General features: G+C 50.4%; 20 protein-coding genes. 17 read left to right on the forward strand and 3 right to left on the reverse strand.

Translation table 11 applies throughout. The features are described 5' to 3' along the window. The first annotated feature begins 5 nt into the window (after nt 1–5). The 5 genes from nudC to Q1A69_RS07355 all read left to right on the forward strand — a co-directional run bounded on the left by nudC (nt 6) and on the right by Q1A69_RS07355 (nt 5,194). Nucleotides 6–809, forward strand: a complete 804-nt coding sequence (gene nudC / locus Q1A69_RS07335) for an NAD(+) diphosphatase (protein ID WP_299583341.1) — start codon at nt 6–8, stop codon at nt 807–809. Between the two features lie 45 nt (nt 810–854). After that, nucleotides 855–1,505: a cation/multidrug efflux pump gene (locus Q1A69_RS07340; protein ID WP_299583343.1), complete on the forward strand. Its 651-nt coding sequence runs from the start codon at nt 855–857 to the stop codon at nt 1,503–1,505. 48 nt (nt 1,506–1,553) lie between these two features. Next, nucleotides 1,554–2,705 carry a protease SohB gene (gene sohB, locus Q1A69_RS07345; RefSeq protein ID WP_299583346.1) on the forward strand — a complete coding sequence of 384 codons (1,152 nt, stop codon included), beginning with the start codon at nt 1,554–1,556 and terminating at the stop codon, nt 2,703–2,705. 57 nt (nt 2,706–2,762) lie between these two features. Next, on the forward strand, nt 2,763–3,776 hold the full coding sequence (locus tag Q1A69_RS07350; RefSeq protein WP_299583349.1) for a YhdH/YhfP family quinone oxidoreductase: 1,014 nt from the start codon (nt 2,763–2,765) through the stop codon (nt 3,774–3,776). Between the two features lie 155 nt (nt 3,777–3,931). After that, nucleotides 3,932–5,194 carry a patatin-like phospholipase family protein gene (locus Q1A69_RS07355; protein ID WP_299583352.1) on the forward strand — a complete coding sequence of 421 codons (1,263 nt, stop codon included), beginning with the start codon at nt 3,932–3,934 and terminating at the stop codon, nt 5,192–5,194. A gap of 190 nt (nt 5,195–5,384) precedes the next feature. On the opposite strand, the gene Q1A69_RS07360 is transcribed toward Q1A69_RS07355, so the two are convergent. Next, nucleotides 5,385–6,125 (reverse strand): pseudouridine synthase, encoded by a 741-nt coding sequence (locus Q1A69_RS07360; protein WP_299583355.1) that lies wholly within the window; start codon nt 6,123–6,125, stop codon nt 5,385–5,387. Nucleotides 6,126–6,542: 417 nt separating this feature from the next. Here Q1A69_RS07360 and Q1A69_RS07365 point away from each other — a divergent pair, with 417 nt between their 5' ends. Together Q1A69_RS07365 and Q1A69_RS07370 are read left to right on the forward strand one after the other, a co-directional pair. Then, complete coding sequence (locus tag Q1A69_RS07365) at nt 6,543–7,751, forward strand: RtcB family protein (protein WP_299583358.1); 1,209 nt, start codon at nt 6,543–6,545, stop codon at nt 7,749–7,751. 115 nt (nt 7,752–7,866) lie between these two features. Beyond that, entirely contained in the window at nt 7,867–8,133 is a 267-nt protein-coding gene (locus tag Q1A69_RS07370; protein WP_299583361.1) for a hypothetical protein, read from the forward strand. Here the strand turns inward: Q1A69_RS07370 and Q1A69_RS07375 are convergent. Then, complete coding sequence (locus tag Q1A69_RS07375; protein ID WP_299583364.1) at nt 8,100–8,483, reverse strand: YchJ family metal-binding protein; 384 nt, start codon at nt 8,481–8,483, stop codon at nt 8,100–8,102. The two genes, Q1A69_RS07370 and Q1A69_RS07375, sit on opposite strands and share 34 nt — an antisense overlap. A 326-nt stretch (nt 8,484–8,809) precedes the next feature. Between Q1A69_RS07375 and Q1A69_RS07380 the strand changes: the two genes are divergently transcribed. The 6 genes from Q1A69_RS07380 to Q1A69_RS07405 all read left to right on the forward strand — a co-directional run bounded on the left by Q1A69_RS07380 (nt 8,810) and on the right by Q1A69_RS07405 (nt 17,741). Then, nucleotides 8,810–9,337: a TetR/AcrR family transcriptional regulator gene (locus tag Q1A69_RS07380; RefSeq protein ID WP_299583367.1), complete on the forward strand. Its 528-nt coding sequence runs from the start codon at nt 8,810–8,812 to the stop codon at nt 9,335–9,337. 32 nt (nt 9,338–9,369) lie between these two features. After that, nucleotides 9,370–10,434, forward strand: coding sequence for an efflux RND transporter periplasmic adaptor subunit (locus tag Q1A69_RS07385; protein ID WP_299583370.1), 1,065 nt, complete (start codon nt 9,370–9,372; stop codon nt 10,432–10,434). 42 nt (nt 10,435–10,476) lie between these two features. After that, the gene (locus Q1A69_RS07390; RefSeq protein WP_299583373.1) at nt 10,477–13,581 is read left to right on the forward strand and encodes an efflux RND transporter permease subunit; all 3,105 of its coding nucleotides are present in this window, start codon (nt 10,477–10,479) and stop codon (nt 13,579–13,581) included. A gap of 333 nt (nt 13,582–13,914) precedes the next feature. Next, a complete protein-coding gene (locus Q1A69_RS07395; protein WP_299583376.1) occupies nt 13,915–14,475 on the forward strand; it encodes a DUF1524 domain-containing protein in 561 nt (186 codons plus the stop codon). A gap of 185 nt (nt 14,476–14,660) precedes the next feature. Then, nucleotides 14,661–17,342: an ATP-binding protein gene (locus tag Q1A69_RS07400; protein ID WP_299583379.1), complete on the forward strand. Its 2,682-nt coding sequence runs from the start codon at nt 14,661–14,663 to the stop codon at nt 17,340–17,342. Nucleotides 17,343–17,438: 96 nt separating this feature from the next. Beyond that, the gene (locus Q1A69_RS07405; protein ID WP_299583382.1) at nt 17,439–17,741 is read left to right on the forward strand and encodes a hypothetical protein; all 303 of its coding nucleotides are present in this window, start codon (nt 17,439–17,441) and stop codon (nt 17,739–17,741) included. Nucleotides 17,742–17,857: 116 nt separating this feature from the next. Here the strand turns inward: Q1A69_RS07405 and Q1A69_RS07410 are convergent, their stop codons facing one another. Continuing rightward, nucleotides 17,858–18,172, reverse strand: a complete 315-nt coding sequence (locus Q1A69_RS07410; protein ID WP_299583385.1) for a DUF6471 domain-containing protein — start codon at nt 18,170–18,172, stop codon at nt 17,858–17,860. 148 nt (nt 18,173–18,320) lie between these two features. Here Q1A69_RS07410 and Q1A69_RS07415 point away from each other — a divergent pair, with 148 nt between their 5' ends. The 4 genes from Q1A69_RS07415 to Q1A69_RS07430 are packed head-to-tail and all read left to right on the forward strand — an operon-like array spanning nt 18,321 to nt 21,133. Further along, nucleotides 18,321–18,725, forward strand: a complete 405-nt coding sequence (locus Q1A69_RS07415; RefSeq protein WP_299583388.1) for a DUF2170 family protein — start codon at nt 18,321–18,323, stop codon at nt 18,723–18,725. Then, entirely contained in the window at nt 18,722–19,417 is a 696-nt protein-coding gene (locus tag Q1A69_RS07420) for a PspA/IM30 family protein (protein WP_299583391.1), read from the forward strand. Before Q1A69_RS07415 ends, Q1A69_RS07420 begins: the two co-directional genes overlap by 4 nt. 31 nt (nt 19,418–19,448) lie before the next feature. Continuing rightward, nucleotides 19,449–20,495: a potassium channel family protein gene (locus tag Q1A69_RS07425; RefSeq protein ID WP_299583394.1), complete on the forward strand. Its 1,047-nt coding sequence runs from the start codon at nt 19,449–19,451 to the stop codon at nt 20,493–20,495. Continuing rightward, nucleotides 20,480–21,133, forward strand: a complete 654-nt coding sequence (locus tag Q1A69_RS07430) for a YjfK family protein (RefSeq protein WP_299583397.1) — start codon at nt 20,480–20,482, stop codon at nt 21,131–21,133. The genes Q1A69_RS07425 and Q1A69_RS07430 overlap by 16 nt, the downstream gene beginning before the upstream one ends. Nucleotides 21,134–21,136 lie beyond the last annotated feature (3 nt).

A 21,136-nucleotide genomic window follows, 5' to 3' on the forward strand; every position in this document is an offset into this window, starting at 1 on the left:
CTTTTTTGGTAGATCGCTTTGAACCCGCCGCAAACGTGTGGGGAGCCCCAGAGTTTTCCCAGCAGATTATCGTGGCGCAAGGCTTGGTTCTCTGTGTAGGGGAGCAGTTCATTCACGAAGCAAATATGCTTCCGAGCGGAGTCGTTATTTCCAGTCATTACCTTGGTGAGCTGGGCGGGCGAAGTTGTGGCGTTCGCGTGTTGTCTGCGCAACTGAATGTACAGGGCCACGATTGGCGCAATCTGCGCAGCCTGCTGACCTCTACCGAGGAGCACCTGTTTGCCCTGGCTGGGCGCGCTCTACAGGTGGCCTATTGGGATCGGGATCACCGCTTTTGTGGTCGTTGCGGCACGGCAACACACTACCACTCTATCGACAGGGCCAGGTCTTGCCCAAGTTGCCAGCTCACGGTCTACCCGAGGATCTCACCTTGCGTCATTATGCTCGTTACCCGCGGGGAGGAGTGTCTGCTGGCGCGCCACGCCAACCGTAGAAATACCACTTATACAGCGCTGGCTGGCTTTATCGAGCCGGGAGAAAGTGCCGAACAGGCCCTGAAGCGGGAAGTCCGTGAAGAAGTTGGGCTTGAGGTGGGAAATCTAAGCTATGTCGGCAGTCAGCCCTGGCCCTTTCCCGGGCAGTTGATGTTGGGTTATTTGGCTGAGTGGCAGGGGGGCGAACTCTGTCCCGACCCGAATGAGATTGAGGAGGCGCAGTGGTTTCATTACCGTTCTCTGCCTGCCATTCCGCCGGTGCAAACGTTGTCAGGGCAGTTGATACAAACTTTTATGGAGTTGCAGGCGTCGTAAATTTTCTGGCGATCCGGATTAAGCAGTGTGGAGTTCAATATAAATATGTATCTCTTGATTACCTTTTTGATAGCCATATTGGCCCTATTACTCATTTTTTGGGGGACGAGGGTATTGCTTGGCGGTACCTGGGTGATGGGCTTTTTACGTGGTTCTATTGGGTTGGTTTTCTTTGGGTTGGCCCTGTGGATCGTATTGGTTGCAGCGGATGTATACAGCTATCGAAACCTGGCGAATGAACACAGTGTCGGCATTGTGTCATTCAAGAAAATTGCCGAGCAGCAGTTTGAGGTAAAATTTTCCGATGCGGATGGTATTTCGCAAAGGTTTGAATTGTACGGCGACCAGTGGCAACTGGATGCGCGTATGCTGAAATGGCAGGGGCCTCTGGCTCGCTGGGGTATCAAACCCGCGTATCGCCTGGATCGCCTCAGTGGTCGATACTTAACACTGCAAGATGAGCGGATACGCGAACGCTCGGTACACCAAATTGATGGTACAAACTATGGCGTCGATATTTGGCAATTTGTGCAGGGCTTCGATCAAACCTTTCCTTTCGTTGATGCTGTGTACGGAAGCGCAACGTTTTTGCCGATGGAGGATGGTGCAGTCTACGAGGTGCGTATCAGCCACAGCGGCTTACTGGCGCGCCCACTGAATCAGCAGGCGACCTCCGCGCTGGACGGCTGGCAGTAGGGCAGCTTAATAATTATCAAAATTGCAAGGCAGCAATCTGGAGTATAAGTGGAATTTTTAATTGAATATGGCCTGTTTCTGGCAAAAATCGTTACTGTCATTCTGGCTCTGATGGTATTGATTGGGTTTATTTTTGCTAATCGTGAACAATTGAAGGAGAGGGTACAGGGGCATATCAGCGTAACGCGCTTGAATGACCGCTATGAGCAATTCAAGGAAACTTTGTTGGAAGCGGTGATGGAAAAGCATGAGTTTGCCCATCTAAAGAAACAGCTGGCTAAAGAGAAAAAAGCGGAAGAAAAGGCGCTTCTCAAGAAACATAAGGCAGCCGCGAAGAGGAAAGGGTCTAAAGCGGCCAGCTCAGAGGTCGGGGCCAAAGTGTTGCAAAAGAGCGCCCCTGAAGCAGAACCCGAAAAACAAGCCGGTTCGAACGGTGAGCGAAAGCGTATTTTTGTAACCCAGTTCAACGGTGATATCAAAGCGAGTGGCCTCTCTCATCTTCGCGAGGAGATTACGGCGATCCTACAAGTGGCTGAAGCTGGGGATGAAGTACTCCTTTGTCTGGAAAGTCCCGGGGGTATGGTCGCCAATTATGGTCTCGCAGCGAGTCAGCTAGCGCGGGTGCGCAGTGCCGGAATTCAGCTCACTATTGCAGTTGATAAAGTGGCCGCTAGTGGGGGCTATATGATGGCCTGCGTGGCCGACAAAATCCTGGCTGCGCCGTTTGCTATGGTGGGTTCTATCGGCGTACTGGCTCAGCTGCCCAATTTTAACCGCCTTCTTAAGCGCCACGATGTCGATTATGAGCTTTTTACCGCGGGTGAATACAAGCGCACGGTAACGATGTTTGGGGAAAATACCGAAGAGGGTCGCGAGAAGTTCCAAAGTGACCTAGAGGAGATACACGTGCTTTTCCAGCATTTTATCAGTGAATATCGCCCCAATCTTGATGTTGCCAAGGTGGCAACTGGAGAGGTTTGGTTCGGGCAAAAAGCCCTTTCAATGGGGTTGGTTGATGAGTTGAAAACCTCGGACGAGTACCTGACTGAATGCGCTCGCGAGGTGGAATTGTTCCAGGTGGAATATAAAGAGAAGAAGAATATCGCCAAGAAAATGGGACTGGCCGCTGAGGCGGGCATAGAATCGGCACTGACGCGCCTATTCTCAAGATTGACTGCTTGGCGCCACCACGCTCAGTAAAGGGACCATTGTTTAGGGGGTAATTAGAGATTAACACTGACAAAGGGATAATGCGGCATGAAAAGCATTCTGGATAAGGAGTTTCGGGCTATTCGGGTTGAAGAAGTTGCTACAGGCAAGTTTGATCAGCGGGTGGTGACGCGCCATGTTCGAGACCTACCAGCCAACTCTCTACTGTTAAGTGTTTCCTACTCCTCCCTAAACTATAAAGACTCAATGTCTGCATTTGGCAACCGCAGCATTACCAGGGAATATCCGCACACGCCGGGGATTGATGCGGTGGCTTCCGTGCTAGAGGATAAAACTGGCGCTTTTAGTCCGGGGGTAGAACTTCTGGTCACTGGTTATGATTTAGGAATGAACACACCTGGGGGCCTGGCTGAGGTCGTTTCTGTGCCCCGGGGGTGGGTCTTGCCCCTACCGAAGGGGCTCAGTGCATGGGAATCCATGGCGCTGGGTACTGCCGGGCTGACTGCGGCTCTTTGCGTAGATAGATTGTTGGAAGCAGGTGCCGTGCCGCAAGATGGAGAGGTTCTCGTTACGGGCGCCACTGGGGGCGTAGGCTCGATAGCCGTGGCTCTCCTTGCGAATTTGGGCTTTCGTGTGGCTGCGGTCACAGGAAAGTTAGAGGCGGCTGATTTTTTGACTGAACTGGGTGCCTGGAAGGTTCTGGATAGGGATACTCTTGCTCCCTTTGCCAATAAGGCCATGGCTAAGCCGCTTTGGGCTTGGGCGGTAGATACCGTTGGCGGGGAAACTCTTTTTAACGTGGTTAAATCCCTGGCTTACGGCGGTGGCGTGGCGGCCTGCGGTATGGCCTCGGGCGCTCAATTCCATGCAAATGTTTTCCCTTTCATTTTGCGTGGCATCAGCCTTCTAGGTGTCGATAGCGTAGAGTTGCCAATAGCAAATAAGTCCGCTGTTTGGCAAAAACTGGCTGATCAGTGGTATATCGGCGACAAGCTGAAGCTTATAGCTGAGGATATATCGCTGGAACAGGCGTCGGAGTTCCTTGCTCGCCTCCATCGTGGCCATGGTATTGGCCGTTACGTAGTGAATATGGCCCTTTGACCACTAGATTATTTGGAGCTGAAAAATAGTAGTGAGTCGGGTTATGGGTTGTCATATTCCGCTATATAAGTAATGGTGTTTGTTGGTACTTGCACTTTTCAATAGCCTTACAGCCACTAGAGTCATTTGCGGCCTGTTTCTGTTGGAATATTACAGTGTCTAAAGGTAGCGAAAAGTCCTTGGTTCCTGTGCAGAACAGCGCTTTGGTACTATCCGGTGGTGGTGCTCGTGCGGCTTATCAGGCCGGTGTTCTCAAGGCTCTGGCAGAGGTAGTGCCAGAAGATAACCCTCGACCGTTTAAAATTATTTGTGGAACATCTGCCGGCGCCATGAATGCAATGATGCTGGCGGCCCACCCAGGGACCTTTAAAGAGGCTATCGAGAGCATGTGCTCGGTGTGGATGAGCCTGAGCGTGGAGCGTGTTTACCGCACCAGCTGGTTCAGCCTCTTAGGTAACCTGCTGTCGATTAGTCGATCCCTATTCAACCAGGGGGTTGGCCGGCAAAAGCCCCTCGCGCTTCTCGATAATGCGCCTTTGCGCAAGCTTTTAGGGGAGGTGATCAATTTTGATAATATTCAAAAAAATATCGATTCGGGTTACCTTCACGCGACTTGTATTAATGCGCTTTCTTACAGTGAAGGTGAATCCGTCAGTTTCTATCAGGCAGCGGATGGGGTGCGCAGCTGGCAACGTTTCCGTCGTTTTGGCATTGCCACACAGCTGACCGTCGATCATTTGTTGGCCTCTGCTGCAATCCCTGCAATATTTCCCGCGGTAAAAATCAACGATATTTATTATTGCGATGGCGCTATTCGCCAGATGGCGCCAATTAGTCCGGCTCTTCACCTCGGCGCCAAACGTGTTTTTGTCGTTGGTGTGTCTGATAATCGCTCACCCATACATTGGGGAAGTCGACGCAACGATAGCCAAATTCACTCCCCATCAATGGCTCAAATTGCCACACAATGGTTCAACGCCGCATTTATTGATAGCTTGGAGGGGGACCTGGAACATATGGATCGTGTCAATACCTTGCTTGATTCTGTGGATGAGCAAAAGTTTGCGGATTTGGCTCCTTTGCGGCCTGTAGAGTCTGTGGTCATTGAGCCTTCACAGAGTCTCGCTCGGCTTGGGGGGAGAAAATTACAGTTTTTACCACCCGCGTTACGTTGGTTATTTCGTTCTACCGGGGCGACCCGAGCTGGAGGTGGTGTCTCCGCAGCCAGTTATCTGCTTTTTGAGCGGCCTTATATTGAGGAGCTGATAGAACTTGGCTACCAGGATGCGATGTGGGAAAAGGATAAGCTGCGTTATTTTTTGAGACCGCATCCCAAGTTGGAAGTGGAGAAAAAAGGGCTTTTCGGTGCGCGTAAAAAAGGCACTGAGGAGCAGGCTGGCCAGGGAGACTCAACTTGAGTGGCTGGCTGTTTAGAAGAGAGTACCGTTCGTCGCCTGCTTCACTTATCAGGCAAATAATCCGGCGAGTTAATACTGTAGAGTAACCTGCCGCGGCTGACAGGTGGCCTATCGTCGTCAGCAAGTAAAATTTAATTATCTAAGCTTCTTTTCGCTTCTTTTCGCTTCTTTGTTTTTAATGCTTGCCTGCTTAGGCTCTGGAAGCCTCAACCCAGTCAAATGTTTCCAGCAGCTTCTTAAACTCACCCCGGGGTTCGGCTTGAAATACTAATGGCGCGCTACTAACAGGGTGTTTCAGCTCTAGCCTTACTGAATGTAATAGCAGTCTCCCACAACCAAATTGGTGCAAAAAAAAGCGATTGTGTGAGGACTTTCCGTATTTGGGGCAGCCAATCAGCGGATGGTGGATATGTTTGAGGTGCCTGCGAATCTGGTGGCGGCGGCCAGTCTTCAAGTGAATTTCTACCAGTGAATAGCGGCTGCTGGGGTAGCGGTCAACTTCGTAGGGTAATTCCACAGTGGCGAGTCTACGTAAAAGTGTAACGGCTTCTTGGCGGGGAAGATCCGATTTCGAGCGCTTGCGTTGATGCTTAAAGTCCGCTACCGGTGGTAAGGGGTAATCGATTACTTCCCGCTCGGGGCAGTAACCACGACAGACTGCAATATATTTTTTTTGAGAGTGCTCCTCTTTTAGCTGTTGTTGTAATTGGGCTGCAGCTTCGCTGCTTTTGGCAAAGACAATTACCCCGGAAGTCGGTTTGTCCAATCTGTGCACTGGGAATAAATGCTGGCCGCTCAGGTCCCGTAAGTATTGCAGAAGAATACGTATTTCGTGACGATCTATCCCTGAGCGGTGTACGAGCCAGCCTTCAGGTTTGTAGGCGGCAAGAAGGTATTCGTCTTCAAAGATTATTTCTGGGTCAATACTCATTTTTCGATCTGATAGAGAGTCGGTTGTTGGATGCGCATTGTATTGTTGTGAGATAACAATTGCATTTCAAATGCTGGAGTCGCTCTGAATTTGAGAGTAGAAATCAGGCTTTAGGAAGAAATACTACCTAAGTGGCGAGAATTAGGTTGACATACCGTGGCTAGACAATAAAATCTACAGTAGATTTAATTAGCTACTCATCTGTTAAGTGTGCACCGCAGCCACGAAGGAGTCATGAAATGCGAAACGTAGATATCAACAACCTGTTTATTTAATTGCTTTTCATGTGCTTGTGCTTGAAAAGTGATTGAGCTTTTCAAGCCAGAATTTTCTAAAGCCCTGGCGTCTGCCGGGGCTTTTTCGTTTTAGGTTTTGAAGAGCTTTTGCTGATTTATTGGATAAATCCAAGGACTCTATATGCCTGTAAAATTCGTGCTGAATAAAAATGCACCACCGGGTAGTGTGCCGGTAAAAATATATACTGATGAAGTTGAACCGATGGCATTGCAACAGCTTAAAAATATTGCTCAGTTGCCCATTATTCATTCTCACCTTGCGGTAATGCCAGATGTCCACGTTGGTAAGGGAGCGACAGTTGGGTCGGTGATTCCAACTCTGAGTGCTGTCATCCCATCTGCGGTGGGAGTGGATATAGGCTGCGGAATGAATGCGGTGCGGACTTCGCTACATGCCCATCAGTTGCCAGACAACCTGAAAGCATTGCGGGAGGCCATTGAGGTGAAAGTACCCATTGGACAGGGTCGTCATAAGATGATCTCTGCCAGGGAATCTGCCTGCAAAATTTTAGCTCCCGGTGTGGATAGGTTATTTGAAAAACATCCTGGGCTACTGAAGAAACTGCACCAGCCACAAAAAACCTGGGTTACTCAAATGGGTAGTCTGGGTGGTGGTAACCATTTTATTGAGATCTGTCTGGATGAAGCGAATGCAGTTTGGGTGATGCTGCACTCCGGTAGTCGGGGTATTGGTAATGCCATCGGACAGCACTTTATACAGTTAGCCCGTCGGGATATGGCGGGTCATATGCATAATATGCCGGATAAAGACCTGGCGTATTTTTCTGAGGGGAATCCGCATTTTTTTGATTATATTGAGACGGTGAACTGGGCTCAGGAGTATGCCCGGGTAAACCGGCAGGAGATGATGAAGCTTGTTATGAATTGTCTGAAAACGCAATTGCCAAAATTCACGCTAACGTCTGAAGCGATTAACTGCCATCACAATTATGTTGTGCGTGAGCGGCACTTTGAGCGGGATGTTTATGTTACGCGAAAAGGGGCGATTAGCGCGAAAAAAGGCCAGCTGGGAATTATTCCAGGTTCCATGGGGGCCCGGTCCTTTATCGTGTGTGGGCGCGGAAATGCTGAGTCATTTCATTCTTGTGCTCATGGCGCCGGCCGCAAGATGAGTCGCACTGCGGCGCGCCAGAGGTTTACGCGCCAAGACCTCGAAGAGCAGACTCTTGGTGTTTGTTGTCGCAAAGACAAGGGGGTGATTGATGAGATACCGGCGGCCTATAAAGATATAAGCCGAGTTATGGAAAATCAGTCAGACCTTGTCGAAGTGGTGCACACTCTGCGCCAGGTAATTTGTATCAAGGGGTAGGGTTGGAATTTTCTCTGTAATTATTTGAAGATTAAGGGGGGCACAGGTTTGAAATTTGTGAAAGAGCGTTTTATTTTTGCCATTTTCTTGGCAGTTTATTTAAAGGGGGTTTGATGTGAAAAAGATTCCACCAGAGACCGGTGGTAAGTTGCGCAGTTATGTCGCGCGCAATCCACTATTGGGAAAAGGCGGTGCCCACGTGAAGGCAAAGTCGGGTGTTCGTTTTGCCGATAAGCAAAAAATGTTGAAGGAGGTGCGGGAGTGCAGACGCTCCCGCGATATTCCCCCGCTAGCGATCGAGCAAGTTTCTCAGGCGCAACCGTTTTTACCCGTCATTAAGTCACACCCTCAATCTGGCCAGCCTGGGAGTGCCTCCAGGTAAACCCATCTTTTCTTATACAGCTTGAACAGGGATATTTCATGGATCACATGTTCCTGGTCATTCTCCGTATACCATGCCTTAAATTCCACAATTGACTTTTTCAGTCCGGGCTTACACTTAACGACTTGCAGTCGGGTCCACTGTGTTTCTAGGTCTTCTTGGTTGAGGTTTGGACAGGTATCCGGGTGCCAGGTCTTTCTTAGATATGTCAGATTTCCCATTGAGTAGGCACTGAAGCGGCTGCGCATCAGAGTTTCGGCAGTATTGGGGTAGGCCTGTCCTGAGAGATAGAGGTCGCAACAGCGTTTGAATTTCTTGCCCGAGCCGCATGGGCAGGCGTGATCCGTCATAGGTGGCTCCGAAGCAGGGCTAAAAAAAATTTTTATGGGTCATGCAGTTGTGTAAATGCTTCGAAAACCAAGGTTACCAAGAACGATTGTTTGGTGGGCGTGGGAGCTCCCTCAGTCATCGAAGTTACAGCCTTGTCTTATACGCTGAAAACGGTTAAAGCCATGGTGGCGAACAGCGTCTGATACCCGGCAACCTCAAAGCCCGCAGAGTGCTCAGAAGTCCCCCGGCATGATGGTGACAGAGGGTAGCATAACTTGACGTTTTCCCGAGTCAGGTTAAGATACCGACCAGCCGGTTGGTTTGTGAAAGATGCCTGGGAGGTCATGTGTCTAGAGTCGATAAATCTGCCATAGTCCGCGCGGCGGAAGAGGTGGTTCGAGAGAAAGGGGCACGCAAGCTCACGTTGGATGCTGTGGCAGCCCAGTGTGGACTGAGTAAGGGCGGTCTGATTCATCACTTCCGGACTAAGCAGTCCCTTTTAAAGGCGATGCTGGAATCGGCCATTGCCAGGGAGGATGCCGGCGCAGCTGCCTGTGCAACCGCTGGTGGCAACTTGGTGGTCTCTCGGCTCAGCTCTATTTTTGAATTAATGGAAGATGACGAGGGGTTGCCGCGCTCGTTAATCGCTGCCGTAGCTGAGGACCCGGCTCTGTTGGAGCCTGTTAAGGTCAAGGAGGCTCAACTTCGCAATGAAATTTCCAGTAGCTACAACGACCCAGAGCTCGCTCAACTATTGATTCTTGCTGCCCAGGGTATGTTCTTTGGACGTGTGCTGGGTGTTATGGAGCAGGGTGATCCCATGCTCGACCGTTTGCGTGAACGTTTGTTTACGCTTTCTGCAGATCTCACCTGATTTTTTTTCAAATACGCTTTTGGATGACGAATATGAAATTGTCGGTAAATTCTCGTATCCCCATGGCCTTGCTGATGGCTGCAGCGGTAATTCTTGCGGGTTGCTCCGGCTCAGAAAAAGACGAACAGCAGGCGGAGCGTCTTTGGCCGGTAAAGGTCGCCACAGTCGAGAGCACGACCAAAGTGGCGGATCGACAATTTGCTGGTCGGGTGAAAGCTGTGCAGAGCGTGGATCTCTCTTTCCAGGTGGGGGGGAAACTCGCCAAGTTGAATATTCGCGAGGGGGAGATTATTCCCAAAGATACATTGATCGCTGAGCTGGATGATCGGGACTACCGCCGACGGGTTAAAGAGACCCGAGTGAATGTAGAGCTTCTGGAAAAGACTTTGAGGCGTCAACGTTCCCTGGCCGGCTCGAAAGTGATTTCTCAGCAGCAACTGGATGAAACAGAAAGTAACTTTGACCTGGCCAAAGTAACACTGGAAAGAGCGGAACAGGATTTGGCTTATACCCAGCTCAGAGTTCCCTTCGATGCTCTGGCGACGCGACAGCTTGTGGAGAATTACACCAATGTCCAGCCGGGTCAGGCAATTGTACGGCTACAGAATATTTCTGAGGTTCGAATCCAAATCTCTGTACCCGAAAAAATGTTGGCCACGGTGAATGAAGAGCAGATCAGCTCCGTGGTTGCTGAGTTTGAATTCCTACCTGGTAAACAGTTTGCGCTCAAATATCGCGAACATCAGGCGGAGGCTGACAATGTGACTCAGACTTACGCTGTGGAGCTGGGTATGCCGCGCCCTCAGAATGTGCAGATCCTTCCCGGCATGACGGCTCGAGTTACTGTCAAAATGAAAGAAGGCAGTGAGGACTTCTGGATTCCCCTGGCAGCGGTACAGAGTAGTAGTGAGGGCAAGCCCTATGTCTGGAAGATTAATGAAGACCAATCTGTTTCCAGGGTTCAAGTAGCCCTCGGCCGCACCAATGGTGAAGCCATACAAATTACTGAGGGGCTCTCGTCGGCGATGAAGCTGGTGGCGGCGGGGGGGCAACATCTCTACGACGGCGCAAAAGTTCGCAATTATGTACAGCGCTAATTGGTATCTGAGCTCTGGCCCTGTTAACAGGGGGGGAATGTTTTGAAGATTTCTGACTTATTTATTGAAAAGCCGGTTTACACCTGGTTGTTGATGCTGATCTGCCTGATTGGTGGACTTTGGGGGCTTTCGGATATTGGCCGCCTCGAGGACCCAGCTTTCACGATTAAAGAGGCTCGGGTGTTCACCCTCTACCCTGGAGCAAGCGCTCAACGGGTGGAAGAGGAGGTAACAGAAAAGCTTGAGGTGGCCATTCAACAAATGGGCCAGCTGGATCTTGTAACCTCGACATCAAGCCCGGGTATGTCGGAAATCCGCGTAAAGATAAAAGATCAATACGCCTCTGCAGAGCTGGCTCAGGTATGGGATGAGTTGCGACGAAAAGTCAACGATGCCCAGCGTGACCTCCCCAGCGGGGCTTATCCCTCGGTTGTCAATGATGACTTTGGAGAAGTTTATGGTATTTATTACGCGATTACTGGTGAAGGCTTTTCGCTGACTGAAATGCGCGAAATTACCAAAGCCATTCGTCGCGAGCTGCTCGGTGTAGAAGGGGTGGCAAAAGTATCTCGCTCCGGGATCATCGATGAGGTTGCTTACCTGGATATTGATGAATCCCGCCTCGCCCAATTTGGCTTCTCTTTGGATGACTTGGCGCAAGTTCTGCAATCAGAAAGCTCCACACAAAAAGTTGGTGAAATCGGTGGACAGGATTTGCGCACCCGGATTTTGGTAGACAACCCTGCTAGTGATTTGGAAGCGATTCGCAATATTCTCGTGGGTGTTCCGGGCTCGACCGCAATGCTGGCTATCCGTGATATTGCTGATATCTCGGTGGGATATGATGAAAGCCCGAGTTTTATAGCCCGCTTCGACGGAAAACAGGCGATATTGCTCGGCGTGGCTGGTGCTGAAAATACCAATATTGTGAATGTTGGTAAGGCAGTAGAAGCAAAGCTGGAAAAAGTAAAGCTGGCTTTGCCGTTGGGCGTTGAAATCCATCCGATTTATGAGCAGCACCGGGTGGTGGAGGAAAGTGTCGATGGCTTCTTGTTTAACCTCGTTTCCTCTGTAGTTATCGTCACCCTTGTGCTTTGTCTTTTTATGGGCTGGCGATCTGGCGTAGTGGTGGGCACTGTGCTCGGCCTCACTGTGTTGGGAACCGTGTTGATCATGAACCTCTTTGGTTTGAATCTGCAGAGGATTTCCCTCGGTGCCCTGATTATTGCCATGGGCATGTTGGTTGATAACGCCATCGTGGTAGCGGAAGGCATGTTGATGGGGGTTCAGAGAAATGAAGAGCCCAAGAGCGCCGCTAGCCGAGTGGTACGCCAAACATTCTGGCCGCTACTGGGTGCCACCATTATCGGTATCATGGCTTTTTCCGGCATTGGTCTGTCTGATGATGCAACTGGAGAATTCCTCTTCTCCCTGTTTGCTGTGATCGGAATATCCCTTTTACTCAGCTGGATCCTCGCCGTTACGGTGACGCCCTATTTGGGTTACCACCTGTTTAAGCCAGGGAAGGACTCGGACTCAGAGGATCCCTATAACGGTCGTTACTATAATATGTACTCCGGTGCTTTGGCCGGAGCACTGAAGCATCGCGGCCTGACCATTGGCCTTCTTGTGGCAGTGACTTTGGTCAGCTACTTTGGCTTTGGTTTTGTGAAGCAGGGGTTCTTCCCTAATTCCAACGCCCCGCTGTTTTATGTCAATTACTACATGCCTCAGGGTAGTGACATCAATCGTACGGATAAGGCACTGCAGCGGGCAACGGAGTTTTTCAAAGAGCAAGAGGAAGTGGCCTCGGTGACGGCTGTTGCAGGTCGTGGGGCTGACCGCTTTATGCTGACTTATGCTCCTGAGCCGCCTAACGCCTCTTACGGCCAATTGATTGTCAGAGCTCAAACGCGGGAGCAAATCCCCCAATTAATTGAGCGGGCCAGGGAGCGTCTACGTGAAGAGCAACCAGAAGCGCTGATCACTTTTAAACGTTTAGTGTTTGGCCCCGGTGGTGGTGCCGATGTGGAAGTGCGTATTTCTGGCCAGGATTACCAGACCCTGCGCGGGCTCGCTCAGGCAGTTGAACAGCAATTTCGCGACAAGGGGCTTGAGGATATTCGTCATGACTGGCGCAGCCGAGAGCCGGCTATTCATGCGCATCTGGATGATGAACGTGCGCGAGTGGCTGGCGTCACGAATACGGATATTAGCCGTATGATCCAGTTTGCTACTGCGGGTTATACCGTGGGCGACTTTGAAAGTGGTGACCGGATTATCCCAATTATTGCCCGTATGCCTGAAGGGGATCGCAACCAGGTTGGCTCTTTAGAAGACCGCCTGGTGTGGAGCCCCAATGACCAAGGATATATTCCGGCGGGGCAATTGATTACCGACTTTGAAGTAACGGCAGATGAGGGGCTGATCCAAAGACGCGATCGTGTTCCGACTATTACGATCAGTGCAGATGCGCCTGAGGGGGTCACTGCTATGGCAGCCTTCGGTAAAATCCGCCCCTGGGTGGAAAGTATGCAATTGCCGCCGGGTTTTACCTTCGAATTTGGTGGTGAATATGAAAGCTCGACCGATGCGCAAAAGTCTCTGGGCAAAGGGTTACCTCTAGGTTTCCTGATTATGATTCTGGTATCGATTCTCTTATTCGGTACTGTACGTGAACCCGTCATTATTTGGCTGGTGGTGCCAATGTGCTTGGTGGGCGTAGTTGTTGGTTTGCTGGCAACCGGCTTACCGTTTGGCTTTATGTCACTTCTCGGGGTATTGAGCCTGTCGGGGATGTTGATTAAAAATGCTGTGGTTTTAGTTGACGAGATTGAGGTGCAAACCCATGCAGGCCTTCCCAGGCTGACCGCGATTCAGCGTGCGAGCGTGAGTCGTTTGCGTCCGGTGTTCCTCGCAGCTGTCACTACTATTTTGGGCATGTCACCGCTCTTGTTCGACGCCTTCTTTGCGGATATGGCCGTGACAATTATGGGGGGGCTTGGCTTTGCTACTATCTTGACCTTAATCGCAATACCAGTTTTCTATGCGATCTTCCATAAGGTTAAACCCGATGAAGTGGAGGGCGGTGCCGGTGCCGGAGCAGCGGTGCAAAAAACCTCTGCCGAAGAGCCGGTCTCAGCCTGATAGAAACAGCCGATCTTAACGCCCACCTTATTGGAGGGTAACTTTAAAATCCCGCGCGATGTTGGTTATGCATTGTGCGGGATTTTTCTTTTTACGACCGCTTTTCCTTGCGCACTCTTTTTCCTATTTCTGGCCAACTTTTTACATCAGTGGGTTTTCAAATGGCTGGCAGAACCTGCTAGTTTTTAATGGGTGGAACTAAAGAATAAGTATTCGATACATAACAACTCGCTGAAAGACTTCATGGTGTCCGCCTCCCAATTTGAACTGGTACATACTCTTAACTGTAATTTTCTTGTAATCTGACACTCTGATTTGATTGGTAGTTGATGTATGAGTGTTCGGTCATTTTCAAAGATTTTTTTATCTGTTTTTTTGTTTTCACTGAGTTTTACGGCCCTGGCAGTAACCTATGAGAGGGATGAGTGGTTACCTAAGTGGTCGGATGTAGATCGGGATTGCCAGGATACCCGTCACGAGCTATTGATACGCTATTCTCTCTCGCCAGTTACCTTTACCCGCTCCAATGGCTGTAAAGTCGATACTGGATTATGGTTGGATCCCTACACAGGTAGTTTTTACAGCAGAGCTTCGGATTTAGATGTAGAGCATATAGTGCCTTTAAAATGGGCTCATGATCACGGTGGGGCAAAGTGGAGTCGTAAGTTGAAGAGACAGTTTGCCGAGGATATCGATAACTTGTGGCTGGTAGACGATGGACGTAATCAAAGTAAGGGGCACAAGGGCCCGGACCAATGGATGCCGCCCTATGCACCTGTCGGAAAGATCTATGTGCAGAGATTTATTTCTATCGTCGAAAAGTATAATTTAAGCTTGAGTTCCGCTGAATCGCAGCAGTTACGCTCTATGGTGGGGAAGAGCGAAAAGGGGTAATGCGTTTGCAAGCTTCGGGTTATTAGAGGTTTACTGACTCGCAACTGTCTAGGCTTATCCGCGGCGCATCTTTGCGCCGCTTTTTTCCATTAGGGGGTTCGGCAGGCTCCTTGTCGAGGGGGCGCCTGTCCCACTGAGGCAATTTCGGGTAGCATTTTCGCTTCAATAGGGAAAAGCAGTCAGTTATGCAGGATTCCTCGAAGTTATTGGTTGAATATTTTAGACGCTGTTACCAAGCTGATAATCATGACTTATCGTTGGGTAATGTTGCTAAGCTTGCGAATAATCGCCGCATGTTTCTTTCTGATCGGGACTTTTTATCCAGTGAAGAGCTGCCGCGTATTCCATTGGTGAGTACCTCGGTGGCACAGCTTTCCGAACAGGCGGAGGCCTACCGAAAAGAACGCAGCTTGATTTATGCCGTCTTTTTTATTTCCGGTCTACTCCCTGCTCAGGTTGGTTTTATCTCAAAGCGTAAATTGTGCGCTCCACTCCTGTACTTTCCTGCACAGGTTTATTGTGAAGAAGAATATTTTGCCGAGATCCACTCAGCGGATCTTCGTATTAATTTGCCTGTACTTCGCCTAATTCTCAAAGTGGATGTGGATCCCAGTGTCACGGATACTTTTCCCGTGCCGAGTTTTCCCTTGGATAGTGCTCAAGTGGCGGCCATGGGGCGCTGGCTTGAGGAGAATACCCAGCTGGAGGGTATTGGAGAAATTGGCCGTTGGCCAAATTTGCACTCGAGCCCCCACGAAGAGTGGGCAAGTCGCTCGGCACTTAGGGTAATCAGTGCCTGTGCAGTGCTATTGGCTGATAGATCGAGGGGATCGCGAGGGGTAATCCATGAGCTGCGTCAGCTGTCTCAGGCTCAAGCGTATTCGGTACCTTTAACGGCTGTCCTCGGCGAAAGAAGTGGTGATTATCTTAAGAGTGATAGCGAGCCGGAAATGTTACCTGGGTTGTTGAGTGCTGCCCAGGAGCGGGCACTTCATAATGCCGCAAATCTGCCGCTAAGCCTTATTTCCGGACCGCCTGGAACCGGTAAGAGTTTTACTATCGCGGCAATGGCGATCGATCAAATGTTACATGGAGGTACTGTACTGGTTGTCTCCAAAACTCCTCAAGCAATTGATGTGGTTCGACAAAAATTGCGTGATACCTATGGGTTGAGCGAAGGCTATGTGCATGCTGGAGAGCGGGGCTTTGTTCGTAGTTTGAAGGCGCACTTGGACTCACTACTCAAGGAAGGTATAGCTCCGCCGGAGATAGGTACAGTCAAATTAAAAAGCAATCTAAAAACCACTCTCAAGTCACTGCGCAGAGCTGAGCGGCGGTTTGAGTGGGCGCTACGAATTGCCCAGGCGATTGGCGTCGGTGGAGGTTGGCTTTCTGCCCTGAGCGCGCGCGTATTGCGTCGACGACTGGATACGGAGGCTCTCTGGGCCTTCCAGGATACTATTGGCCATTTACGTAACTGTTTTGAGCGTCAGTCTGCTGGATATATCAATACCTACCGAAAAGAGACTTTATTAAGACTTCTTGACAAAGAAAGGCAGCATCTAACCCATTTTCACCAGGCCCTCAGGGCGAGAACCTCTAAAACTCAAGCGGAGCGTTTTGCCCGGACGAATATGAAGGCTGTATTACAGGCTTATCCAATCTGGCTTGCGAGCCTGGATGAGCTGAATGAAATACTGCCGTTGTCACGGGAGCTGTTTGATTTGGTGATCTTTGACGAGTCCACTCAGTGTGATATTGCCAGTGCTCTACCGGCACTCTATCGAGCCAAGCGCGCGGTTGTGGTGGGGGATGGAAAACAGCTGCGTCATGTGTCTTTCTTATCAGCACAGGCGCAGCAGCGCCTGTGGAGCGAGATTAATGCTTCAGGGGAATTGCCGGCGTCTCTAAGTTATCGCGATCAATCCCTGTTGGATATTGTCTCCGACTCCCTGAGAAGTCAGGAGGCGGTTACCTTGTTGGACGAACACTACCGCAGCCAGCCGGAGCTGATCGCGTTCAGTAATCATGCTTTTTATGCCGATCGGCTTAAAGTGATGCAAGCGCGCCCAGGCGCTTCGGATGAGGGTGCTCTTACCTTGCATAACCTTGAGGGGCGGCGTGCAAAAAACGGTAGGAATCGGGTGGAAAAAGACTGGGTTATTGAGCGCTTGCGCGAGCATATGGACCGCTATGTCGATTCTCCAGTGAAGCCAACGGTGGGGGTGCTGTCCCCTTACCGGGAGCAGGCAGATTACCTCGCTGTGGAGTTGGGCAAGGCCTTTTCGGCTAAAAAGTTGTCTTCCTTTTCGGTGCGTGTAGCAACACCTTATGGTTTTCAGGGGGACGAGCGGGACGTGATGCTCCTCTCGTTGGCAGTAGATAGTCAGTCCCTGCGCGCGGCAACCTATCTCAATCGCGCTGATATGTTCAATGTGGCGGTAACCCGGGCCAAAGAGAGGCAGTTGGTAGCCTATTCGGTTAACCCGGATTCCTTGCCGAATGAGCATCTACTGCGCCGCTATCTTACTTTTTCCCTCGGTGCCGGCTCCAAGACTTCCCAGAAAGCGTTTCCCTGTGAGTTTGCCAGGGAGGTTAGCGCTGGGCTGAAGCAGGCGCATATCAGGCACTGGATCGCTTTTCCAATTGCCGGTCAGCGCATTGATGTGGTTTGTGAATACCGCGGGCATATCCTAGGGGTGGACTTGATTGGTTATCCGGGAGAATACCGACAACATTTTACTATCCAGACCTACAAGGTATTGTATCGGGCAGGGGTTAAGGTGTTACCGCTGCCCTATGTCAGTTGGTCACAGGACCGGCGGGATTGCCTAAGGCGCATTCTTGAAGTGCTGAAACAGGAGTAACCGTTGGGGCTAGTGAGCGTGCGCGCATACAATGAAGTTTGCGCCGGGCCTGCTAGGCTTAAGGGAGTCCGGTTTGCAGTTACGCCGAGAGTGCCTATGAAATTGTGGCTATTGATACCCTGTTTTTGGGTATCTGCCGTAGCGGCTGTAGATGTGATTTTTGTGGATGCTCAACAGCAGCAGGGGGTGAGAAGCCCGACCCTGAGCTTTTGTCAGGCGCGCTTTTACGAGGAGGATGACGGTCGCCTGTACTGCAACTGGGCAGTCAACTTCCGCTACGCCTGTTTTGTCTGGTGGCCCACCAACAAAGTCATTCCAGCTGGTGCGAAACTTTCCGAGCCTGAGGTGGTAGGCAAGTGCGGCAATGGTGAGCCGGTCTACAAGCTTCACCACTACTAGTCGATTTGATCTGTTTGGTCGACTTGATCCATCGGGAGGCTCTTGTTGAGTTTTCGAGACCTTGCTCAGTGTATCCCCCAATTTGCCCCGTTACTGGTGTCGTGGGGAAGGGCGTGTTAGCTTTTCTCTTGCTCGGTATAGAGTCCTTGATCTTGCAGCTCCCGTGCCTGCTTGAGGATCTCAGGCATGGCGCTATTTTCAACCAATAGGGCATCAATGATGGCAGCTAGCAGGTCTGCCGAAAACATGCATTTGCTCACCTTGCTGCGCAGGTTTTCCGTGGTCATTGATATCCCCCTTTCAGCCAGGGCCTGGGCGAGATCACCGTAGCGCATACCCCTCATAGCCATAGACGCACGTACATAGCGGGCAATGGCCTGCTTGTAAGGAGCCAGTGCTTGCTGATTGCCGAGGCTTTGCTTGTGATCCATGGGCTCTACTCTGTTACATTTGATATCACGTATGTGGTAAATATTATCCCTATGTGTATTATTTGCAACATAAGTTTGCAATAAGTTATTGACCACTTTTTTTTTGATGCTATATTCGTGACTGATATTCCACAGCGAGGGAGTTGAGATGACCTGGAACCATGAGAATCTACGCCAGTTGGCGGAAAACCACACTGGGTGGGTGGTGGAGCCTGAGGGAGAGTGCCTCAGCATCTCCAATGATGAGGGTGTCGATGCATTTGTTTATGTCGGTGAGAAGCAGATCGTTGTCGAGAGCATTTTGTTTCCGGTGAGCCAAGTAGTTGATGTGGCCGCGCTCAACGAGATGATTCTCCAGACCCATCAGTTGGTTCCCCTGACGGCGATTGCCATCAAGATGATTGGTGGTGAGCACTATTATGTCGCCTTTGGTGCGCTCTCGGTATCCAGCAAAGACGAAGTGGTTATTGAAGAAGTTGAAACCCTGTTTTCCAATGTGGGTGACTTCCTGGACTTATATGCGGATCATTTTGAAATGGAGGGTGTAGCATGAGCCTGAGAAAAATTTGGACTGCCTTGAAAGGCGCGGTCAACGAAGGTACTGAAGCGGTTGCGGACAGTCAGTCTATCCGTATCCTCGACCAGGAGTTACGAGAGGCAAAAGCCGAATTGAAAGCCTGTGATGAGAACCTGACCAAAATCATGGCCAAACGCAAACTGGCCGAGAGTAAAGTGGATTCGCTGAAAGCGGATGTCGAAACCTATAGTACGCATGCGATCAACGCTAATGAGAAGGGCGATGAGAGTCTGGCACTCGAGTGTGCCGAGCGAGTTTCGGAGCTTGAGGCCCAACTCGAAACTGAACAGAGCCTGCTGGAAGGTTTCCTTAATTCTGAGCGCTCCCTGAAAGGGAATATTGCCAAGGCGAAAACGAATGTGCGCCGCATGGAGCAGCAGATTGACCAAGTTAAAGCTACTGAGTCTGTGCAGAAAGCTCAGGTGGCAGTTTCCTCCCGTCATATGGGAGCTAACAGCAAAGTCAAAACGGCCCTAGATAGCCTTGATCGTATCAAGAACAAGCAGCAGGAACGTGCGGCGGAGCTGGAAGCAGCAGAAGAGCTGGCTACCGAAGAAACGGGTTCCAGCCTCGACGCCAAACTGAAGGCGGCGGGCATCAAGCCCGGTGGCCAGGTCAGCGGTAGCGATAAACTGGCTCAGTTACTGGCGAAACGCGAAAAGGCCTGATCCGGTGCTTGTCTATCGAGTGCGACGCCTTTTGGCGTCGCTTTTTGTTAGGGCCAATATAACAACTATTCTTATCGGTGTTCTCGGGTATGTGGTGGGTAGCTATGTGCTGCTCAGCGCCGCAGGAGAAAGCGACATTGTCGCCCCTGCAAATTTCATTTATTGGCTTGTGGTGACCGCCTCTACTGTAGGCTACGGTGATTTTTCCCCGGTAACGCCGGCGGGCAAGGTGGTCGTGGCGGCCTGGGTGATTCCCTTCGGCTTGAGTTTGTTTGCCATGGTGATTGCCAAGGCGGGCTTTGCAATTTCGGAGTTTGTGCACCGTGGAAAGAGAGGGCTGCGCATGACAAATCTTGTAAATCACACTGTGATTATCGGCTGGAATGGAACGCGAACCCTTCGCCTGATAGAGCTGCTATTGTCAAAGACCAATGGCACAACAACCGAAGTCGTGCTTTGTGTCGAGGCCGATATTGAGAACCCCATGCCCGGAAAAATAGATTTTGTCCGGGTTGAATCTTTTTCTCATATTGAGAGCATGCAGCGCGCTGCCCTTGCCGACGCTGCGCGGATTATTATCGATAATCCCCTGGACGATGTAACACTCACCACTGCGCTATTCTGTGATAAACACAGCCCTAACAGCCACACGACAGCCTACTTTCAGGATGAAAATGTTGGTGAGTTGTTGCGTGCTCACTGTCCCAAAATTGAATGCATCCCCTCAGTAGCAGTGGAACTGTTGGCTAAATCCTCTCTGGACCCCGGCTCCGCAAGGCTGCACCGGCAACTCCTGGACAGCACTTATGGAATGACGCAGTACAGTGTAGAGTACCGCGGGGAGCAGCCGTTACCATTCTCCGCCTTGTTCGAGCATTTTAAAAAGAACCTGTCTGCAACCTTGATCGCCGTCCGTCGCCAGGGCGTGGTAAAAATTGATGTAAACCCAGCGTTGACAGATCAGGTTAGTAAAGGGGATATGCTTTACTATATTTCGGCCAAGCGGCTTGAAGAAAGGCACTGCTTCGATATAAGAATCAATGAAGGGGATGGGGCCAGTACATGTTTACCAAGCTAATCAACAAACTGAAAGGCAAAGAAACTGCGGTAGTAAAAACTCCGGAGATTATGGGATTGCGGCTTGGCGCCAGTTTTGAATTGGACCCGTTGGCCATCCGCCTGATATTGGATGAGCTTACCATTGAATCCTGTTCGCCCACGCAAATTATCAAAGCAGCAGGTGTTGTAGAGCTTGATGGAACTTGGGTATATCGTTTTTACACCGATGATGATGCTTGGTTACAGGTTATAGCGGAAGGCGGTCAGAGTGATGAGCATGTAGTAGACGTAAAGCTATTTCACTTCTACGATACCCTCGATATCGCCAACCAGCAGGCTTGGGACAGACTCCTGAAACAGGAAATTGGCGCAGCCAAGTATCAGCTTCAAGATCGCAGCTACGAAAGAGTCTGGACCGCTGCGGGCGATTATCACAACCCGGTGCATATGGCCGAGAAGACCTATGACGAGGGTGGGGATTATTCCCTCACAGATCAATTCACCATGCTCTTTGAACGCGATTTGTCTGATCAGCGTACAGAATCTCTGTTTCTCTCCGCTGAGGAAAAAGAGGAAAGCGCTGGCTACTTGAGTCGCAGCCTGGTGATTAGTACCGGTATAACCCTGACACCATCACAGCTGACTATTCACGGATAATAA

The sequence above is a fragment of the uncultured Microbulbifer sp. genome, assembly GCF_947498635.1.
Classification (GTDB): Bacteria; Pseudomonadota; Gammaproteobacteria; order Pseudomonadales; family Cellvibrionaceae; genus Microbulbifer; species Microbulbifer echini.

Coding starts and splice junctions, on each gene's coding strand:
- Q1A69_RS07350 (WP_299583349.1), top strand. CDS start 2,763: ATGAAAAGCATTCTGGATAAGGAGTTTCGGGCTATTCGGGTTGAAGAA.
- Q1A69_RS07400 (WP_299583379.1), top strand. CDS start 14,661: ATGCAGGATTCCTCGAAGTTATTGGTTGAATATTTTAGACGCTGTTAC.
- Q1A69_RS07405 (WP_299583382.1), top strand. CDS start 17,439: ATGAAATTGTGGCTATTGATACCCTGTTTTTGGGTATCTGCCGTAGCG.
- Q1A69_RS07360 (WP_299583355.1), bottom strand. CDS start 6,125: ATGAGTATTGACCCAGAAATAATCTTTGAAGACGAATACCTTCTTGCC.
- Q1A69_RS07420 (WP_299583391.1), top strand. CDS start 18,722: ATGAGCCTGAGAAAAATTTGGACTGCCTTGAAAGGCGCGGTCAACGAA.
- Q1A69_RS07415 (WP_299583388.1), top strand. CDS start 18,321: ATGACCTGGAACCATGAGAATCTACGCCAGTTGGCGGAAAACCACACT.
- Q1A69_RS07395 (WP_299583376.1), top strand. CDS start 13,915: ATGAGTGTTCGGTCATTTTCAAAGATTTTTTTATCTGTTTTTTTGTTT.
- Q1A69_RS07375 (WP_299583364.1), bottom strand. CDS start 8,483: ATGACGGATCACGCCTGCCCATGCGGCTCGGGCAAGAAATTCAAACGC.
- Q1A69_RS07430 (WP_299583397.1), top strand. CDS start 20,480: ATGTTTACCAAGCTAATCAACAAACTGAAAGGCAAAGAAACTGCGGTA.
- Q1A69_RS07410 (WP_299583385.1), bottom strand. CDS start 18,172: ATGGATCACAAGCAAAGCCTCGGCAATCAGCAAGCACTGGCTCCTTAC.
- Q1A69_RS07385 (WP_299583370.1), top strand. CDS start 9,370: ATGAAATTGTCGGTAAATTCTCGTATCCCCATGGCCTTGCTGATGGCT.
- Q1A69_RS07340 (WP_299583343.1), top strand. CDS start 855: ATGTATCTCTTGATTACCTTTTTGATAGCCATATTGGCCCTATTACTC.
- Q1A69_RS07365 (WP_299583358.1), top strand. CDS start 6,543: ATGCCTGTAAAATTCGTGCTGAATAAAAATGCACCACCGGGTAGTGTG.